Origin of the sequence: Alkalicoccus saliphilus, assembly GCF_003044065.1 — a bacterium.
GTDB lineage: Bacteria > Bacillota > Bacilli > Bacillales > Salisediminibacteriaceae > Alkalicoccus > Alkalicoccus saliphilus.
The window spans coordinates 1-19,124 of the sequence record NZ_PZJJ01000045.1 but is presented as its reverse complement, the minus strand read 5'-3'; the positions used below and the strand labels follow the sequence as shown (position 1 = coordinate 19,124).

Annotated in this window: 18 protein-coding genes, 1 rRNA gene, 1 other RNA gene and 1 other annotated feature; of the genes, 19 read left to right on the top strand and 1 reads right to left on the bottom strand. The window is 48.0% G+C overall.

Translation table 11 applies throughout. The annotated features are described in order from the left end of the window. The 11 genes from rrf to opp4C form a co-directional block, all read left to right on the top strand. A 5S ribosomal RNA gene (gene rrf / locus C6Y45_RS16045) occupies positions 1-90 on the top strand; the annotation flags it as partial. A 211-nt stretch (positions 91-301) separates the two neighbouring features. Continuing rightward, positions 302-1,756, top strand: a complete 1,455-nt coding sequence (guaB, locus tag C6Y45_RS16040) for an IMP dehydrogenase (RefSeq protein ID WP_107586235.1) — start codon at positions 302-304, stop codon at positions 1,754-1,756. Positions 1,757-1,893: 137 nt separating this feature from the next. Beyond that, complete coding sequence (locus tag C6Y45_RS16035) at positions 1,894-3,252, top strand: D-alanyl-D-alanine carboxypeptidase family protein (RefSeq protein WP_107586234.1); 1,359 nt, start codon at positions 1,894-1,896, stop codon at positions 3,250-3,252. A 188-nt stretch (positions 3,253-3,440) separates the two neighbouring features. Then, complete coding sequence (gene pdxS, locus C6Y45_RS16030) at positions 3,441-4,328, top strand: pyridoxal 5'-phosphate synthase lyase subunit PdxS (RefSeq protein ID WP_107586233.1); 888 nt, start codon at positions 3,441-3,443, stop codon at positions 4,326-4,328. Positions 4,329-4,363: 35 nt separating this feature from the next. Next, a complete protein-coding gene (gene pdxT, locus C6Y45_RS16025; protein ID WP_107586232.1) occupies positions 4,364-4,960 on the top strand; it encodes a pyridoxal 5'-phosphate synthase glutaminase subunit PdxT in 597 nt (198 codons plus the stop codon). Continuing rightward, positions 4,961-5,162 (top strand) — a binding site (T-box leader). 398 nt (positions 5,163-5,560) lie between these two features. Further along, complete coding sequence (serS, locus tag C6Y45_RS16015; RefSeq protein WP_107586230.1) at positions 5,561-6,847, top strand: serine--tRNA ligase; 1,287 nt, start codon at positions 5,561-5,563, stop codon at positions 6,845-6,847. Positions 6,848-7,600: 753 nt separating this feature from the next. After that, on the top strand, positions 7,601-8,620 hold the full coding sequence (locus C6Y45_RS16010) for an ABC transporter ATP-binding protein (protein WP_107586229.1): 1,020 nt from the start codon (positions 7,601-7,603) through the stop codon (positions 8,618-8,620). Next, positions 8,620-9,606 carry an ABC transporter ATP-binding protein gene (locus C6Y45_RS16005; protein WP_107586228.1) on the top strand — a complete coding sequence of 329 codons (987 nt, stop codon included), beginning with the start codon at positions 8,620-8,622 and terminating at the stop codon, positions 9,604-9,606. Before C6Y45_RS16010 ends, C6Y45_RS16005 begins: the two co-directional genes overlap by 1 nt. A 57-nt stretch (positions 9,607-9,663) precedes the next feature. Next, positions 9,664-11,466: an oligopeptide ABC transporter substrate-binding protein gene (opp4A, locus tag C6Y45_RS16000; protein ID WP_107586227.1), complete on the top strand. Its 1,803-nt coding sequence runs from the start codon at positions 9,664-9,666 to the stop codon at positions 11,464-11,466. Between the two features lie 48 nt (positions 11,467-11,514). Then, positions 11,515-12,480, top strand: coding sequence for an oligopeptide ABC transporter permease (opp4B, locus tag C6Y45_RS15995; protein WP_107586226.1), 966 nt, complete (start codon positions 11,515-11,517; stop codon positions 12,478-12,480). A 15-nt stretch (positions 12,481-12,495) separates the two neighbouring features. Then, positions 12,496-13,389 carry an oligopeptide ABC transporter permease gene (gene opp4C, locus C6Y45_RS15990; RefSeq protein ID WP_107586225.1) on the top strand — a complete coding sequence of 298 codons (894 nt, stop codon included), beginning with the start codon at positions 12,496-12,498 and terminating at the stop codon, positions 13,387-13,389. A 420-nt stretch (positions 13,390-13,809) separates the two neighbouring features. Here opp4C and C6Y45_RS18140 read toward each other — a convergent pair whose 3' ends face one another. Continuing rightward, positions 13,810-13,932, bottom strand: coding sequence for a hypothetical protein (locus C6Y45_RS18140; RefSeq protein ID WP_281260624.1), 123 nt, complete (start codon positions 13,930-13,932; stop codon positions 13,810-13,812). Positions 13,933-14,362: 430 nt separating this feature from the next. On the opposite strand from C6Y45_RS18140, the gene tadA reads away from it, so the two are divergent. The 8 genes from tadA to C6Y45_RS15955 all read left to right on the top strand — a co-directional run bounded on the left by tadA (position 14,363) and on the right by C6Y45_RS15955 (position 18,711). After that, on the top strand, positions 14,363-14,911 hold the full coding sequence (tadA, locus tag C6Y45_RS15985; RefSeq protein ID WP_107586224.1) for a tRNA adenosine(34) deaminase TadA: 549 nt from the start codon (positions 14,363-14,365) through the stop codon (positions 14,909-14,911). Beyond that, the gene (locus C6Y45_RS15980; protein WP_107586223.1) at positions 14,856-15,005 is read left to right on the top strand and encodes a YycC family protein; all 150 of its coding nucleotides are present in this window, start codon (positions 14,856-14,858) and stop codon (positions 15,003-15,005) included. Before tadA ends, C6Y45_RS15980 begins: the two co-directional genes overlap by 56 nt. Before the next feature lie 94 nt (positions 15,006-15,099). After that, positions 15,100-15,366: signal recognition particle sRNA large type (gene ffs, locus C6Y45_RS15975), an RNA gene on the top strand. Positions 15,367-15,512: 146 nt separating this feature from the next. After that, complete coding sequence (dnaX, locus tag C6Y45_RS15970) at positions 15,513-17,255, top strand: DNA polymerase III subunit gamma/tau (protein ID WP_107586222.1); 1,743 nt, start codon at positions 15,513-15,515, stop codon at positions 17,253-17,255. Between the two features lie 33 nt (positions 17,256-17,288). Then, complete coding sequence (locus C6Y45_RS15965) at positions 17,289-17,606, top strand: YbaB/EbfC family nucleoid-associated protein (protein ID WP_425427877.1); 318 nt, start codon at positions 17,289-17,291, stop codon at positions 17,604-17,606. Between the two features lie 139 nt (positions 17,607-17,745). Next, a complete protein-coding gene (locus C6Y45_RS18135; protein ID WP_281260623.1) occupies positions 17,746-17,877 on the top strand; it encodes a hypothetical protein in 132 nt (43 codons plus the stop codon). Between the two features lie 4 nt (positions 17,878-17,881). Further along, a complete protein-coding gene (recR, locus tag C6Y45_RS15960; RefSeq protein WP_107586220.1) occupies positions 17,882-18,478 on the top strand; it encodes a recombination mediator RecR in 597 nt (198 codons plus the stop codon). Between the two features lie 17 nt (positions 18,479-18,495). Beyond that, positions 18,496-18,711 carry a DUF2508 family protein gene (locus tag C6Y45_RS15955; RefSeq protein WP_107586219.1) on the top strand — a complete coding sequence of 72 codons (216 nt, stop codon included), beginning with the start codon at positions 18,496-18,498 and terminating at the stop codon, positions 18,709-18,711. The last annotated feature ends 413 nt before the right edge of the window (positions 18,712-19,124 follow it).

Below are 19,124 nucleotides of genomic sequence, written 5' to 3'. Positions count from 1 at the left end.
CCCGTTCCCATGCCGAACACGGAAGTTAAGCTCTCCAGCGCCAATGATAGTTGGGGGCTCTCCCCCTGCAAAAGTAGGACGTCGCTGGGTCACTACCCGCACGCTGCCCATGGCAGCGTGCTTTTTTTGCATATTCAGAGAGCTTCAACGATTATTTACCCTCCTATTATTTCCTTATTATCCATACGTTGTGTAACTGAATACTTTGAATAATAAGACTATCGCCATTTTCTTGACACTTGTTCGTCCTATTGTTAATCTACTGATAATATTTTCAGCCAGCTGAAAGGGGAATGTAATAATGTGGGAAGAAAAATTTGCTAAAGAAGGTTTAACGTTTGACGATGTACTGCTAATGCCGGATGAGTCGAATGTCCTGCCGAACCAGGTTTCTGTCGCTGTAGAACTGTCAGAAACACTGAAATTGAATGTTCCGATTATGAGTGCCGGAATGGATACGGTCACTGAGGCGGATATGGCTATCGCTATGGCCCGTGCCGGAGGACTGGGTGTAGTTCACAAGAACATGTCCATTGAAGAGCAGGCGGAGCAGATTGACCGTGTCAAGCGTTCTGAGAGCGGAGTTATTACAAACCCTTTCCACTTAACCCAGGACCACCAGGTGTTCGATGCGGAGCATTTGATGGGCAAGTACCGGATTTCCGGTGTACCGATTGCGGATGAAAATGAAAAGCTCGTAGGAATTATTACAAACCGGGATCTGCGGTTTATTGAGGACTACTCGATTCCGATTAAAGATGTTATGACAAGCGAAAATCTTGTCACAGCTCCTGTCGGAACGACGCTGCCGGAAGCTCAGCAGATTCTGCAGAAGCACCGGATAGAAAAGCTGCCGCTGGTTGATAAAGACAGGAAACTGAAGGGCCTTATTACGATTAAGGATATAGAAAAAGCGATTGAATTCCCGAATTCTGCGAAAGATTCCCAGGGACGGCTGCTTGTAGGAGCGGCAGTCGGTGTTGGTGGTGACGCTGATTCACGAACGAAGGCTCTTGTCGATGCAGAAGTGGATGTTCTCATAATCGACACCGCACACGGTCATTCCCGGGGTGTCATTGAAAAAGTGAGGGAAGTAAGAAGCAAATATCCGGAGCTGAATATTGTAGCAGGCAACGTTGCTACAGCAGAAGCTACACGTGCTTTGATCGAAGCCGGGGCCAATATTATTAAAGTCGGTATCGGTCCGGGATCCATCTGTACGACGCGTGTAGTCGCCGGAATCGGCGTGCCGCAGATTACAGCTGTATACGACTGTGCTTCAGAAGCGAAAAAACATGGAGCAGCAATTATCGCAGACGGTGGCATAAAATATTCCGGTGAAATAACTAAAGCACTTGCTGCAGGCGGCCATGCCGTTATGCTCGGCAGTATGCTAGCAGGTGTTTCGGAAAGCCCGGGGGAAAGAGAAATTTTCCAGGGGCGTCAGTTTAAAGTGTACCGTGGCATGGGGTCACTCGGAGCGATGGAAAAAGGAAGCAAAGACCGATATTTCCAGGAAGAAGAGAAAAAGCTTGTGCCGGAAGGAATCGAAGGACGAATTCCTTACAAAGGACCACTGAAGGATACGCTGCACCAGATGATCGGCGGCCTTCGTGCGGGAATGGGCTACTGTGGTACAGCCAGCCTCGAAGAACTGCGGGAAAACGCACGATTTATCCGTATTACTGGAGCTGGACTGAAAGAAAGCCATGTACACGATGTGCAGATTACGAAAGAGTCTCCAAATTATTCTTAATGTGTTTCATAAAGCTGATAGATAGGGGTCTCCCCTATCTATTTTTTTATGTCCGGCTGTGGTAAAATACCGCTTGTATGCTGAACGAGATAGCGACTTACTTTTTACATAGAAAAACCGGGGAGAGATGAATAAAGATGATGAAGAAAACTGGAATTGCGGGACTGGCTGCGGCGGGGGTATTTGCCGGAGCAGCCTCCGTAGAGGCCTATGAACCGTCGGTGGAAACGGTCATTCTGGCGGATGCAGAAACAGGCCAGGTACTCTTTGAACAGAATGCAGAAAATCCACTGCCGCCGGCAAGTATGACGAAAATGATGAGTGAATATTTAATTCTGGAAGCTGTAAACGAAGGAGAAATTTCCTGGGATGACGAAATTGCGGTGGATGACCATCTTTCTGCTCTTTCCCACGACCGGTCCCTTTCCAACGTGATGATGCGGACAGATGAAACATACAGTGTAGAAGAACTGTATGAATCTGTGGCGATTTATTCTGCCAATGCTGCAACGATGGCTCTGGCTTCCCACATTTCTGGTTCGGAAGGTTCTTTCGTGGAGAAAATGAATGAACGCGGAAAAGAAATCGGAATGGGAGAACTGCTTCGTGAGGCAGGAGCAGAACAAGGAGAAGAAAATCTGGAAGAAATCGCTGCAATGGAACAGGGAGATTTTCAATTTGTAAATTCCACCGGGCTTCCGAACCATCTTCTCGACGGCAGCCAGCCGGAAGGGACGGGAGAGGACGAGGATAATTATATGTCCGCCCGTGCTTCGGCTACCCTTGCCTACCATCTGATCAACGACTACCCGGAAGTACTCGACACTGCAAGTATTCCGGAAAAAACGTTCCGTGAAGGCACTGCGGATGAAATTCATATGCAGAACTGGAACTGGATGCTCGAAGGTACCCAGTACAGTGATCTTGATTATGAATACGTGGACGGTCTGAAAACAGGCTACACAGAAGCGGCAGGTTTTACGTTTACCGGTACGGCGGAAAAAGACGACAGCCGTTTCGTCAGTGTAGTGATGGGAGCGGACTCAGAAGTTCACCGTTTCCAGGAAACGGAAAGAGTGATGGAGTGGGCGTTTGAGAACTTCGAACAGATGGAGGTTGCGTCTGAAGGTGAGGCTGTGAACTCCTATGAAACGATACCGGTCGTGAATGGAGAAGAAGGGGAAGTCGGTTCAGAAGTAGCAGAAAATCTTTCCGTAATGATTGAAACAGGAGAGGAAGACCTTTATTCCTACGAGGTGGAACTGGATGAGGAGAAGCTTACAGAAGATGGAGAACTCGAAGCTCCGGTGGAGGCCGGGGAGGTCATTGGACATGTAACGGCCGAGTATAATGGAGATACAGAACTCTACTTCCTGAATGGGATCGACGAAGAAAAACTATCCGTAGAGATTACAGCATCGGACTCTGTAGAGCGGGCCGGATTTTTCAGTCTGACGATGCGCAACATCGGCTCTTTCTTCTCCGGGCTTTTCTAGAAGGGAGCTAACGGCCGGAAGTTGAAAAAAAGCAGGTTTTGTGGTAAAATTTAACGTTGAGGCTTGGATAAAGAAATTTTTTTCGAATTCTGAGTTTTTCGTGTTTCACGCAGGCATTCTTTCGTTATAATATAAGAGGAAAACAAGCAGAGTTTAAATAAAAAGCTGAAGAGTGAAAGGGGATCATCATGGAAAAACGTACAGGTACAGAGCGCGTAAAACGCGGCATGGCAGAAATGCAAAAAGGCGGCGTCATCATGGATGTTATTAACGCCGAGCAGGCAAAAATTGCAGAGGAAGCAGGAGCAGTGGCAGTAATGGCACTCGAACGCGTACCTTCTGATATCCGCGCAGCAGGCGGAGTGGCCCGGATGGCAGATCCGACGATTGTGGAAGAAGTGCGCGACGCTGTTTCTATTCCGGTCATGGCTAAAGCCAGAATCGGTCATATTGTGGAAGCACGCCTTCTGGAAGCACTCGGTGTCGATTATATCGATGAAAGTGAAGTACTCACACCGGCGGATGAAGTATTCCACTTAAATAAGAGCGACTATACAGTACCGTTCGTCTGCGGAGCGAAGGATCTTGGAGAAGCAACCCGTCGTATCGGGGAAGGTGCTTCCATGCTTCGTACAAAAGGTGAACCGGGGACAGGCAACATCGTAGAAGCTGTCCGTCACCAGCGCCTTATCCAGGCGCAGGTACGCAAAGTGATCAGCATGTCCGACGATGAGCTGATGACGGAAGCGAAAAACCTCGGCGCACCTTTCCACGTGCTGCAGGATATCCGCGAAACAGGACGTCTTCCGGTTGTTAACTTCGCGGCAGGCGGTATTGCAACGCCGGCGGATGCAGCACTGATGATGCACCTTGGTTCGGACGGCGTGTTTGTCGGATCCGGTATTTTCAAATCGGATAACCCGGAGAAATTTGGACGCGCTATTGTGGAAGCAACGACTCACTATGACGATTTCTCACTCATTGCTGAACTTTCCAAAGACCTTGGTGTGGCGATGAAGGGAATTGAAATCTCTACACTTGAAGCCAAAGACCGCATGCAGGACCGCGGCTGGTAAAATAGAAGTTTTAAGAAACGAAAGAGGTGGCAGTATTGATTAATATCGGAGTATTAGCACTGCAGGGAGCTGTCCGCGAACATGTGCGTGCCCTTGAGGCACCGGATGTAAACGTCGTTGTTGTTAAAAAAGCTTTGCAGCTCGAGGAAATTGACGGGCTCGTATTCCCTGGCGGGGAAAGTACCACGATGCGCCGCCTCATTAATCTTTACGGTTTTTATGAGCCGCTTAAACAGTTTGCCCGGGAAGGAAAGCCGGTGTTCGGTACGTGTGCCGGAGCCATTCTCATGGCGAAGGAAATTGCCGGACAGCCCGAGCCGCACCTTTCCGTCATGGATATGACGGTGGAGCGCAACGCATTCGGCCGCCAGCGGGAAAGCTTCGAGGCGTATCTTCCGATGAAGCATGTCGGAGAGGATATTGAAGCTGTGTTTATCCGGGCCCCGATCATTCAGAGTGTCGGTCCGGAAGTAGAAGTACTTGCCGAGTACGACGGACAAATTGTCGCAGCGCAGGAAGGTCCTTTTGTGGCCTGTTCCTTTCACCCGGAACTGACAGAAGACGACCGCTTCCACCAGTATTTTGTCCAGGTGGTCCGGGACTCCATCAAAGTCGGAGTGACTGCTGAATAAAAAAACGCGGAGACAGGAAGCAGTAACGGGACGTTTTTCCTACAGAGAGCCGGCGGCAGGTGAAAGCCGGTGGAAAACCCCGTGAATCCATCCTGGAGCATGAAAGTGATGAAGCTTTCACGGTACCTGCCGTTATCAGGTTCAAGGTGGAAAAGCCGTTGCTTTTCAACCAGGGTGGCCCCGCGGTTAAACCGTCCCTGAGCAGAAACGCTCAGGGACGTTTTTTTTATTACAGCTTTTTTAGTTTTGGCTATGTCAAAGTTCGCTGACGGCTGGAGAAAAACTTCGCTTCCAACCGGCCTTCCATAGAGGAAATTTTCGGGCAGGCTGCACCCTATCCTCCAATCTATTTCTTCCACGGGCCGGTTTCCGCTTCGTTTTTTGCACAGAAAAAGAAAAATTCTGCTTTCATGAACGCTGCTCTTAATTCCATAAAACCGATGCCCGGGCAGAGATGCCTGCGGAAGCGCGAAGATCCTCCCGGACGGAAGGGACAGCCGCAGGCAACTTTCAAAAACAACCCTGGACTTTAACAGAGCTTTAGTTTTATATACTGATGTAATGGAACATAAACTATATTATAAAAAAGGAGTGGTCTGCATGCTTGATATGAAGCTGCTGCGCAATGATTTTGAAGGAGTAAAAGAAAAACTCGCAAAAAGAAATGAAGACATTTCCGCGCTGGATCAATTTGAGGAAAAGGATGAAAAGCGGCGTACGCTTATTCAGCAGACAGAGGAGCTGAAAAGCCGGAGAAATAAAGTATCCCAGGAAATCTCTGAAATGAAAAAAGAAAAGAAAGATGCGTCAGATATGATTGCAGAAATGAAAAAAGTATCTACTGAAATTAAAAAGCTGGATGAAGAACTGCGGGAAGTGGAAGAAGAGCTGCAGTATCAGCTTCTGACGATCCCAAATATTCCTCACGAAGACGTACCGGTGGGGGAAGACGAAGACGACAACGTGGAAATCCGCACGTGGGGTGAAAAACCCGAATTTGCGTTTGAAGGGAAGGCACACTGGGACATTGTCCGGGAACTGGACATTGCTGATTTTGACCGGGCCGCTAAAGTGACGGGAAGCCGTTTTGTTTTTTATAAAGGGCTTGGAGCACGCCTGGAGCGTGCCTTAATCAATTACATGATGGATCTGCACGAAGAAAAGCATGGCTACGAAGAAGTTCTCCCTCCTTATATGGTGAACCGGGACAGCATGACAGGAACAGGCCAGCTGCCAAAATTCGAAGAAGACGCTTTTAAAATTGAGGAAGATGACTACTTCCTGATTCCAACAGCAGAAGTACCGGTAACGAACATGCACCGGGATGAAATTCTCGATGTGGGAGATCTTCCGAAAGCCTACGTTGCCTACAGTGCCTGTTTCCGGTCGGAAGCCGGGTCTGCCGGCCGGGATACACGCGGTCTTATCCGTCAGCATCAGTTTAACAAGGTAGAACTCGTGCGTTTTGTCCGTCCGGAAGAATCCTACAATCAGCTGGAGCTTCTGACCGGCCATGCAGAGAAAATTCTTCAGGATCTTCAACTGCCGTACCGTGTCCTGAAAATGTGCACCGGGGATCTCGGATTTACAGCAGCGAAAAAATACGACCTGGAAGTATGGCTCCCAAGCTACAATGAATACAAGGAAATCTCTTCCTGCAGTAATTTTGAGGCATTTCAGGCCCGTCGGGCAAATATCCGCTTTAAGCGGGATACAAAGGCGAAAGCAGAATTTGTGCATACGCTGAACGGTTCCGGTCTGGCCGTTGGCAGAACGGTAGCTGCTATTATCGAAAATTATCAGCAGGAAGACGGAAGTGTCGAAATTCCAGAAGTACTTCGTCCATATATGGGTGGGCGGACTCATATCCAGCAAAAAAAGAAGTAACAGTCTCCCGGCCGCTTTCCATTACAGGAAAGCGGCCAAAGTTATATATATACAGGACGTCAATATGATCTGCTATGAAATAATTTTTGCATATACTGAAAAAGGCTTTACTGTAAGTATTCCAAAGATTAACATTCTTTAAAGTGCTAAAGGGTTTGTATTCATAAAGTGTATTAATATACATTTATATGTTTCGTGAATCGGAAGATGGCAAAAGTGCATCATAGATGTTTGTAAACATTTTATTGAAAGCGCTACCATATATAGAGTAGAGGGATTCCAAAAAGTTCTCCTGTTTTTAGTTTCTGCTGGGTAAATCTCAAAAACTTTGTAAGAAAATCTCTTAAAATACTATACTTTTATACACGTAAATGTATATAATGCAGAAAGAGAGAAAATTTTGGGGAACCTGAATTTACCCTCTTTTTAAAAATGGGACCACAATGAATGAACATTCATTTATTTTAAAGGGGAAAAGCGTCTGCTGCGGTCCTTCAAAGTGATTTTTAAGACATTTTTGTATATTAAAATAATGTATAAACAGCTCCTTTTACTACAAAAGTAGTATAGGGAATTAGACAGAAATCATGTTTTTGTTTCAAAAAAACCTTTACTTTCTTTAGTCTGACAATTAAAATTATTGTAACTATACTGAAGGTGACACTTTATCACAATCAGGAAAGAATGAAGCTTTATTCCTCTATTATACGTATACTTATTATTTTCAGAAAATATTGAAGGGTTTGATATCCGATGAGCAGCCAGGACACACTTCTAGAGGTGAAGAACCTACATACAGGATTTAATATCGATGGCCGGGTCCATCATGCCGTAAAAGACGTTTCTTTTTCCGTTAAGCCGAAGGAAGTCGTCTGCATCGTTGGAGAATCCGGCTGCGGGAAGAGCGTGATGTCCCTGTCCGTTATGAACCTCCTGCCAAAACATAATGGAAAAATCGATAAGGGAGAAATTCTTTTTGAAGGCCGGGACCTTGCCCCGCTCTCGGAAAAGGAAATGAACGCTATCCGCGGCAAGGACATCAGCATGATTTTTCAGGAGCCGATGACAGCACTGAATCCGGTACTCACCATCGGCTATCAGCTTGATGAAGTGCTGATTAACCATACAACGATCTCTAAAGAGGAAATCCGCCGCAAAAGTGTTTCGCTCTTGAAGCAGGTCGGCATCTCACGTGCAGATCAGATTGTTAACGAATATCCGCACCAGCTGTCGGGAGGAATGCGGCAACGGGTGATGATTGCCATTGCCATTGCCTGTCAGCCGAAGCTGCTTATAGCTGATGAACCGACAACAGCTCTGGACGTAACGGTTCAGGCACAGATTCTGGAGCTGATCGGAAAAATTCAGGAAGAAGTAGGCATGGCAGTACTCCTCATTACACATGATCTCGGAGTGGTTGCTGAGATGGCAGACCGCGTCGTCGTCATGTACGCCGGCCAGGTAGTGGAGGAAACAGACGTCGACCGGCTGTTTTATGAACCGAAGCATCCTTACACAAAGGCACTGCTGGAGTCGATTCCTAAAATGGATGAAAAAAGAGACGTTCTGAATACGATTGAAGGAATTGTTCCTTCCCTGAAAAACATGCCGGAAAAAGGATGCCGGTTCGTAGACCGCTGTCCGGCTGCGATGGACGTATGCCGGGAAATGGATCCGATCTTAGGGGAAACAGATAAAGGACATGCTGTCCGGTGTTTTCTCTACGAAGAAAGTTTTCCGCAGAGCAGCGATAAAAGAGCGGAGGTGCAGTAATGACAAAAGAAACAGTTCAATCAGAGCACCTTCTGCAGGTTCAGGAACTGAAAAAGTACTATCCGGTAAGGGGAGGGTTTTTTCGGCGTAAAGTAGGAGATGTGAAAGCCGTGGACAACATTTCACTTGAATTGAAGCGCGGGGAAACATTCGGCCTTGTTGGGGAATCCGGGTGCGGGAAATCCACCGCAGGGCGCACCATCATGCGTCTTTTCAAACCGACCGGAGGAAAAATTCTCTTTGAAGGACAAGATATTACTGAACTCCGGGGTTCCGGGCTGCGTGATCTCCGGCGGGATATTCAGATGGTTTTCCAGGATCCCTATGCTTCTCTGAATCCGAAGATGATGGTTGGAAGCATTGTATCCGAGCCGATGATCAATTACGGAATGGGAAGCGAATCAAAACTGAAGGACGAAGTAATGGAGCTTTTGAAGCGGGTCGGACTTCCGGAAGACGCTTACTACAAATATCCGCATGAGTTTTCCGGCGGTCAGCGCCAGCGGATCGGCATTGCCCGGGCGCTTGCACTAAAACCGAAGCTGATTATCGCAGACGAGCCGGTATCTGCACTCGACGTGTCCGTGCAGTCCCAGGTGCTGAATCTTCTGAAGGAACTGCAGGAAGAATTTCAGCTGACACTGCTTTTCATTGCTCATGATTTGAGCGTTGTAAAGCATATGAGTGACCGGATCGGGGTGATGTACCTCGGAAACCTTGTGGAAGTCGCCGACGGGGAAGATTTGTATAAAGACCCGAAACATCCGTACACACAGGCGCTTATTTCTGCCATTCCACAGCCGGATCCACGGAATAAAAGCGAACGGGTCATTCTTTCCGGAGATGTTCCGAGTCCACAGAATCCGCCGACAGGCTGTCCGTTTCACCCGCGCTGTCCAAAAGTTATGCCGCACTGCAGTGAAGTTAAACCTCAGCTGAAGGAGGTGAACCGGGATCACCGCGCAGCGTGTCTGTTATATGAGTAAAGGTCACTTTTCAGCTGAATCACTATACTTTTTAACTACATTTAAGGGGGAAATAAAATGAAACGTTCTCGATATTTATTAGGTGCTTCCATGATTTCTGCCGTACTTATTGCTTCAGCCTGCGGTAATAACGCAGACGAAAATAACGGAGCAGACACGAACGGAAATGATAACGGAGCGAATGAAACAAATGAAACGAACGATAACGATGGCAATGCGGATAACAACGATGCAGAAGCAGATGGAGATGCACCGCAGGGCGGTTCGGTTACATACGGATATACAGCGCCTTTTGCCGGTCTCTTTGACTGGAACTGGTATGAAGGTGCAGACGACAGCTATCCACTGACGATTTTTAACGGAGAAGCTCTTTATGACGTGGATCAGGAAGACGAATTCAACCTCGCTCCTCGTCTGGCAAGCGACTGGGAATGGTCGGATGACAACCTGACAGTAACATTTACGCTGGAAGAAGGCGTGATGTGGCATAACGGGGAAGAGCTGACAGCGGAAGACTTTGAATTCTCCTATGAAACAATTGCGCACCCGGACTATGACGGCCCGCGTCTATCCAACGTAGAGCGGATCGAAGGGTTTGATGAGTACCGTGCCGGTGACGCAGATTCACTTGAAGGTGTTGAAGTAGTCGACGACTACACGCTGGAAGTAACTTTCCAGGAAGCACTCGCAAACAACCTGGAAGAGCTCTGGCCTTACCCGTCACCTAAAGCCCACTTGGAAGATATCCCGGTCGATGAGCTGGAAGATGCTCCGGAAGTCCGTGAAAATCCAGTAGGACTCGGTGCGTTTGAAGTATCCAACATTACTCCAGGGGAGACGGTCGAGTTCACTGCTTTTGAAGACTACTACCTCGGCGCGCCAAACTTGGACGAAGTAACGTACCGTATTGTCGACGGCGCGCAGGCTGGAGAACTTCTTGCCCAGGGAGAAGTGGATATTATCGAGCTCGAGCCTACACAGGCATCTCCTCTGGAAGATAATGAAGCTGTGACACTGGAAGAAATCGAAGCTCTTTCCTATAGCTACCTTGGCTTTAAGCTTGGGGAGTGGGATGCGGAAGAAGAGCGCGTGGATATGAACAATGAAAAATTTCAGTCCAAAGAAGTTCGACAAGCTTTTGCCTACGCCATTGACCGCCAGGGAATTGTTGAAGAGTTCAGTGAAGGCTACGGAACGGTCATCAATGCTCCGGAATCTGTGATCCGCTGGTCCTACCCGGATGAGAGTGACTTGAACCAGTATGAATATGATCCGGACCGCGCCCGCGAACTTCTGGAAGAAGCAGGCTATGAAGACCAGACAGGCGATGGCTTTGTAGAAGATCCGGACGGCGAGGAGTTCACGGTGAACCTTGCAGCGATGGATACGCCGGCTGATATTGCCGAGCCGCGTGCCCAGTACATTATCCAGACGCTTCAGGACGTCGGCATCAACGCTCAGATCATGGACGGCCAGCTGCTTGACTTTAATCTTTTCTACGACCTTGTGGAAGAAGATCATGAAGATATCGATATCTTCCTCGGTGCGTGGGGTCTTGCGACAGCAGATCCGGATCCATCCGGCCTGTGGAGAAGCAATGACTTCTGGAACTTCCCACGCTGGGATAACGAAGAGTCGGATGAGCTGATTGCAGAAGGTATCAGCGAAGAGGCGATCGATCAGGATTACCGCCAGGAAGTGTATCAGGAGTGGCATCAGCTCGTGAATGAAGAGCTTCCGCTTATTCCGCTTAATTCACCGATCAACATCTACGGTATCAACAGTGACGTAGGCGGCGTGACAGCCGGAGTACGTCATGCGGCAGCTGACTCTCACGAGTGGTACATCGACGAAGAGTAAAATTCACTTCGGAAAGTAAGGCATTCTGATCAGCAAGGAGAAATGATCATGTTAATTTACACGCTGAGACGTATTCTCACCATGATCCCTATATTGTTTTTAGTCTCCATTGTGGTATTCACCCTGGCATTAGCTATGCCGGGGGATGCCCTTTCCGGCCAAATAAACCCGGCTGATTCCAGCCCGGAATACATTGAAGAAATGCGGGAAGAACTCGGATTGAACGATCCGGTTTACGTTCAATACGGACGCTGGATATCCGATATTGTTCAATGGGATTTCGGCCGCTCATTCACACATAGAATGGACGTGACGGAATTAATTGGCACGAGACTGCCGAATACGATTTTATTATCAGTGATGTCTTTGGTAATTACGTACATACTGGCATTCTTTATGGGGCGTTATGCCGGAAGAAACCCTTACACTAAAGGGGACTATACAATTCAGGGAGTCAACTATCTTATGCTTGCAATTCCAAGCTTTGTAGCTGCCCTGTTTGCAATCTTTATTTTTGCCTTTCAGCTCGGGTGGTTCCCGGCAACAGGAAGTGTCGGTTCAGGCTTGGAAACAGGTTCGCTCGCCTACTGGGGCAGTAAGCTGTACCATACATTCCTCCCGGCACTCGTACTCGGTATGCTCGTTACAGCAAGCTACACGCAGTTTCTTAGAAACGACATTATCGAAAGTGCCCAGAAGGACTATGTACGTACAGCGCGTGCTAAAGGGACGAGTGAAAATGAAATTTATAACAAACACATTCTGCGCAACTCGATCATTCCGATTGTCACGCTTTTCGGCTTTGATATTGCCAGCATTATCGGCGGAGCGGTTATCATCGAGACGATATTCTCCTACCGCGGTATTGGGGAACTGCTCGTATCATCGATCAGTAACCGTGACTCGGCTGTAACAATGGCGATTTTCCTTATGCTTTCTATAGCTACCTTATTAGGAAATCTGCTTGCCGACCTGCTCTATGGAATTATCGATCCGCGGATAAGAATGGAATAGAAGGGGGGAGCTTTGATGGAAGCAGCAGAAGAAGTAAAACTGGAGAAAAAAGCAAAAAAGCAGTCCCCCTGGTCCATTGCAAGACGAAAGCTCTGGCACAATAAGCTGGCGATGATCAGCCTGACGTTCCTCGTCGTGATTACCGCTATGGCGTATATGGCACCCTGGATTACCGGCTACGATCCCGGACGGGTGGATATTATGAGCCGGAACCTGCAGCCGGGAGAAGGTCACCTGCTCGGAACAGATTCTTCCGGCCGGGATATCTGGACGCTTCTAATGTATGGTGCCAGAACTTCCCTTACGATTGGTTTTGTTGCTACGTTTGCGGTTATTATGATTGCTACGGTTATCGGTTCGACGGCCGGGTACTTCGGCGGCTGGGTGGATTCTGTACTAATGCGTTTTACGGATTTCGTCATGAACTTTCCGTTTCTCGTTTTCGTTATTGTCCTTGCCTCAATTTTCCGGGATGCCGGGATCTGGGCTCTTATCATTGTTCTGAGCGTGCTCTCCTGGACAGGGGCAGCGCGGGTCGTAAGGAGTAAAGTCATGTCGGAGAAAGAAAATGAATACGTCATGGCGGCGACTTCGATCGGCGGGACACCGTTTAAAGTCATCCGCAAGCATATTCTTCCAAACGTGATGACGACGATCATCGTTCAGGCGACGCTTCTTCTTGCCGTTATGATCGTTGCTGAAACTGCGCTCAGCTTCCTCGGTTTCGGGGTTCCTTCCGGGACACCGAGCTGGGGGAACATGATGACGGAAGCCCGTGACCCGAACGTCATCCGTACCCAGTGGTGGGTGTGGATTCCGCCGGGCCTTGCGATTACGTTTACGATTCTTTCAATTAACTTTATCGGGGAAGGTATCAAGGACGCCTTCAACCCGCGTTCAGCCAGATAAGAAAAGGAACGCCGCGGCTCATGCTGCGGCGTTTCAGGCTGTTGATAAAGTATTTTTATTTGTATAGATAGACGCTGCCCTGCTTTCGCCTTCCGGGACGCTTTCCGGGCGGGACGGGCTTAGCTAATTTCTTCCGCCCGCAGGTTGGAAGAAATGGATCTTCGCCTCGTCCTTAATCGCCCAGGAGTCGTCCCTGCGGCTGCTGCAGGGAAATCGAAAAGTTTTCTGCGATGAAAAACCCCTCTATTCAAAGCCGTTTTCTCCAATAAAGAAACGGTTTTTTTTCTGAAGCGGTGGAGAGGCCAGTGGGAATAAGCGCAGTCAGACCACTGCACAGGCCAAATAGCTGAAGATCAGCCCTACGGCAGGCTCGTTAAGAGAGGAGCTTGTGCAACAAATGGAATACAAATTCTGCACTGATCATTTAATAAACAAACTGGAACGCCATGGCTCATGCTGCGGCGTTTTTTCGCCTGTTAAAACCTTCAGCTCTCCTTCACGACGGGCCGAGTGGAAGCGGAGTTTTCTTCGTTTATAGACCATGGACTTTATATAGAGGCACTTATGCAGAATCATTGCACCATGAAGAATGAAAATGTCTTTTTCTAATAAGATGAATCAATTTTATAATATATTTATTAAGTCATTTTAACGAACATTTTATCAATTTATAACACAAATATCCTTCTGTAAAATCGGATGATTGAAACGGCAGACAGTGACTCCAGCGGGAGAAAGCGAAGTCTGAAAATCCATTCTTCCAGTGCAGGTCACTGGAAGAATTAGTTGAAGACGAGCCCCGCGGAAAGCATCTGTCTAAAGTGAAAATCATCAATATTATTCGAAAAAGTCTTCTGAACCGTACGGACAGTTGTTTCTGTTCCAAAACCACAAGCGTCAGCCAATAAGGAGCCTTTTTTCCGTATGAAAATTCCTGTATGATAAAAGAAACAAACAGAGCGGGAGCGGTCACATGGAGACGGAAGAAACAGATCGATATTTTATGAACGAAGCGCTTCAGGAAGCTGAAAAAGCCGGAGAGGCGGGAGAGGTTCCCATCGGCTGCGTCATTGTTAAAGAGGGGACAATTATTGCACGCGGGGCCAATCTGCGGGAAGCTTCCCAGAAAGCGACAAGCCACGCGGAAATAGCAGCTGTGGAAAAAGCGTGCGAAGCTGTCGGAAGCTGGCGGCTGGAAGGATGTACATTGTATGTCACACTGGAGCCGTGTCCGATGTGTGCAGGGGCTATCATCCAGTCAAGAATCGAGCGGGTCGTCTACGGAGCGGATGACCCGAAAGCCGGCTGCTGCGGAACATTGATGAATCTCGTACAGGATGAACGTTTTAATCACCGGGCAGAGGTGACTTCTGGTATAATGAAGGAAGAAACAGGGGACATTCTCACTGCTTTCTTTAAAAAGCTCCGGCTTGAAAAAAAACGAAAAAAACAGGAGGTGCAGACTTATGCGTCCGAATCAGATCTCTCTCGAAACAGCCCAGATGATGGCAGAAAAGCTTAACATGCCGCTGGAGCACGTGATGCATACTCCTCCGCATATTCTCATGGCCAAACTGCAGCAGGCAGAGGCAGAGAAATCCGGGGAGGAAGAATAACTATCGATTCATGCGTAAGGATTGCATTTTTTTACGCGAAGCGATATACTAGGTTCTGCGTCGCTGAAGACGCCTGACAACATTATCAAATTTGCCGTGCTAAGCGGGGAGGTAGCGGTGCCCTGTACTCGCAATCCGCTATAGCGAGGCTGAATTCCTCTCTGAGGTTGCACGATCCTCATGGTCTGCCCTAAGTAAGTGGTGTTGACATCCGGGTTCCACGCAACGGAATCCCGTGAACCCTGTCAGGTCCGGAAGGAAGCAGCAGTAAGCGGGTTCTTCCGTGTGCCGTGGAGTTGCCTGGATCGAGCAAACTGCTTAGGTAACGCTTGAGGATCTGCGATCGAAGAGAGGTGCACGGCAGCAAATATATTCAGGATGAGCCTTAACAGCTCATCCTTTTTTCGTGTAAAAAAACCGGCTGAAATCAGCAGATAGATTTTGAAATCACTCTCTGCAGCCGGTATAATTAATAGAGGTGAAAGTATTCGAAGGAGCTGAACCCTGATGAGCTATCAAGCGCTGTACCGTGTCTGGCGTCCGCACCGGCTGTCGGATGTGGTCGGACAGGAACATATAACCAAAACGTTAAAAAATGCCCTCGTTCAGCAGAAACTGTCCCATGCCTATTTATTTACCGGTCCGCGCGGTACAGGAAAGACCAGTGCGGCAAAAATTATTGCTAAAGCTGTGAACTGCCACCGGGCTCCAACAGAGGAACCGTGCAACGAATGCGAAGCGTGCCGGGGGATTCAGGACGGAAGCATCGTAGACGTTATGGAAATCGACGCAGCGAGTAATAATGGTGTGGACGAAATCCGTGACATCCGGGACAAAGTAAAATTCGCTCCGAGTGCCGCCGCCTTCAAAGTATATATTATTGATGAAGTGCACATGCTGACAACGGGAGCTTTCAATGCTCTTTTAAAAACGCTGGAAGAACCGCCTCCGCATGTTATTTTTATTCTCGCAACAACAGAGCCTCATAAAATTCCACTGACAATTATTTCCCGGTGCCAGCGCTTCGACTTCAAACGGATTACGTCGCAGGCTATGCTCGGGCGGATGGAGGAAATTGTGCGGGAAAGCAGTATCTCCATCGACCCGGAGGCACTGTCGCTCATTGCCCGCGTATCGGAAGGCGGGATGCGGGACGCTCTCAGTCTGCTTGATCAGGCAGTGTCCTTTGCAGACGGTACAATAAGCTCCGACGATATTCTGGCGGTGATCGGTTCTGTTTCCCACGACATGCTTTATCAGATCGTGGAAGCGGTCCGGGAAGGAAGCGTCGGTACAGGACTGGAAGCGGTCGACAGGCTGATGGAAGAAGGAAAGGATCCGAATCGTTTTATCGAAGATCTTATTTTCTTTTTCCGGGACGCCTTAATGTTAAAAGCAGCTCCTCAGCTGGAGGAATCCCAGGACCGCCTTCAGACGGATGAAAAATTCCGGAGCGTGGTTGAGCAGCTCGATCAGTCATGGATTTTCAGTATGATGGAACGGCTGAATCATTTTCAGCAGGAAATGAAATGGGCAAGTCATCCGCAGGTGTTTCTGGAGATGTTTATCGTTCAGGCAGCACAGGAGCCGGCCTCTCTCCCATCGAAGGAACCGGAACAGACGAATTCCTCCACGCTGGAAGCACTTCAGCAGAAAGTGGAGCATCTCGAAAGGTCGTTAAAGCAGCTGCAGGATGAAGGCGTAAAAAGCCAGCCGCAGCCGGCCGAACCGGCGCCTGCACGTGCCCAGCCCCGGGCAGCTCAGACGTCGAACAAAAGCAGAGCGAATGCCAAACGGATCAAAAGTATGCTCGGACAGGCTTCCAAAGCGGACCTTCAGAACCTTCAGTCCAAGTGGGGGAACGTGCTGGAGCAGGTAAAACAGCAGAGTGTACCGGCCTCTGCCTGGCTGAATGACTGTCAGCCGTCGGCGAGTTCTCCGGACGAATTTGTACTGGCTTTCCGCAATGAAATGCACCGGGCTATGGTAGACGATAAATTCCGGGAGATGGTCGAAAGCGCTGCAGCGAAGACGATGGGAAAACAGATGACGCTGCACACAGTGCTTCTTTCCGACTGGGAGGAAATTAAGGCAAGCTACGTCAAAAGTCAGAAAGACAAAGAAAGTCCGGAGCAGGAGAATGACGGGGAAGGTGCCGGACAGGAAACCGGAGAGGAAGAGAAGGGAAATCCCCTGATCGATGAAGCCGTCAAGCTCGTCGGCCGAGATTTGCTGGAAATTAAAGAATAAGTTAGCATAGAAAGATAACTAATAGAGAGGACGATGAAAATGAAAAACATGGGTAATATGATGAAGCAGATGCAGAAAATGCAGAAAGATATGGCGAAGGAGCAGGAGCAGCTTAAGGAAGAAACGGTCGAAGCGACAGCCGGAGGCGGAATCGTCAAAGTTATCGCAAGCGGTGATAAAAGAATTCTTGATATTCAGATCAGTGAAGAAGCGGTGGACCCGGACGATGTGGAAATGCTGGAAGACCTTGTACTAGCTGCAACAAACGAAGTGCTTTCCAAAGTGGACGAGCTCGTAGAAGAGCGCATGGGTAAATTCGCAAAAGGAATGAATATTCCCGGCATGATGTAAGCAGCTGACACCAGCTGTATTAAAGAAGGATAAAGAGCTGCCCTGTGAATCTAATGAAGGGCAGCTCTTTTAAAGTCTTAAAAGCAGTAATTATCCGGCTCTGTTAGAGATCCAGGTTGTTATTGGAGCGCTGTGCCGTATGAAAAATGTTTTTCATACAAAGCAGGAGTATGTCTCTTTTATGGAAGAAAAACGAAGCGGAGTTTTCTATATTTATCCAACGATAGACTTTAAAAGAGCTGATTATATAGTAGAAAAATGCGGAGGTTGAATATATGCAGTATCCCCAGCCGATATCAAAATTAATGGATGGTTTTATGCGGCTTCCCGGCATCGGTCCGAAAACGGCTGCAAGACTTGCTTTTCATGTGCTTGATATGAAAGAAGATGATGTTCTCGATTTTGCCCGTGCGCTTGTCAGCGTGAAGCGGGAACTGACTTACTGCACCGTATGCCATCATATTACCGATACGGATCCATGCCGGATCTGTGAGGATCAGTCACGCGACCGCTCTGTTGTCTGCGTCGTGCAGGAGTCCAAAGATGTTATTGCAATGGAAAAGATGCGGGAGTATGGAGGATTGTACCACGTACTCCACGGTGCTATATCTCCAGTGGACGGCATCGGCCCGGAAGACATTTATATTCCGGATCTGCTGAAGCGCCTTCAGAACGAGGAAATTCAGGAACTGATTATTGCGACAAACCCGAACATTGAAGGGGAAGCTACCGCCATGTATCTTTCCCGCCTCGTAAAGCCTACGGGCATGCGCGTCACAAGGATTGCCCACGGACTTCCTGTCGGGGGAGATCTGGAATATGCAGACGAAGTTACGCTCTCCAAAGCGATTGAAGGACGGAGAGAACTCTAGAATCCGGGGGGGCTGACATGCAGAAAAGTAAAAAGCGGAAACTCCGACGCAAAAAAGATGAAGAACTGGTAGCCTGCCTGGAGAAGGTAAAGAAAAAAGCAGAGAGACAGGAAAAGTACATTCATTATTCTTTTGAAGCCCAGGAAGAGATACTTGGGGAAGCAAAAATGGAGCGGGCAAAATACCTTTTTCTTCTGCGGGAAGCGCGGGAACGCCGGACGACACTTTATTAATATAATTACTTGATCCTTTTCTGTGTTTTGTTTTCAGGAGAGGATCGTGTTGTTCCTTTAATGAAAGAAAGCAGCCGTTGAACAAGGCCGTCACGGAAAACAAAAAATAAAATAAAAAAGTTGTATATATTGTTGACGTGTTATTGAGGAGATGATATATTATTACTTGTCGCTTCAACGAGGCGAAAAAACAACGGAAGCATTTAAAGTTTTTCAAAATCGATTGTTGACTTTATAAAAGCTTTCGTGGTATATTAATTAAGTCGCCAAAAACGGCGGCGCGATGATTTGCCCTTTGAAAACTAAACAAAAGACGATTGTGAAGGAAAAAGAGAATGAATCATTCTCTGTCAATTTTTTAAAAAGAATCTTTAGCCAGATTCCGTTTTGCAAGCGAAGCATCCTGCTTCGCG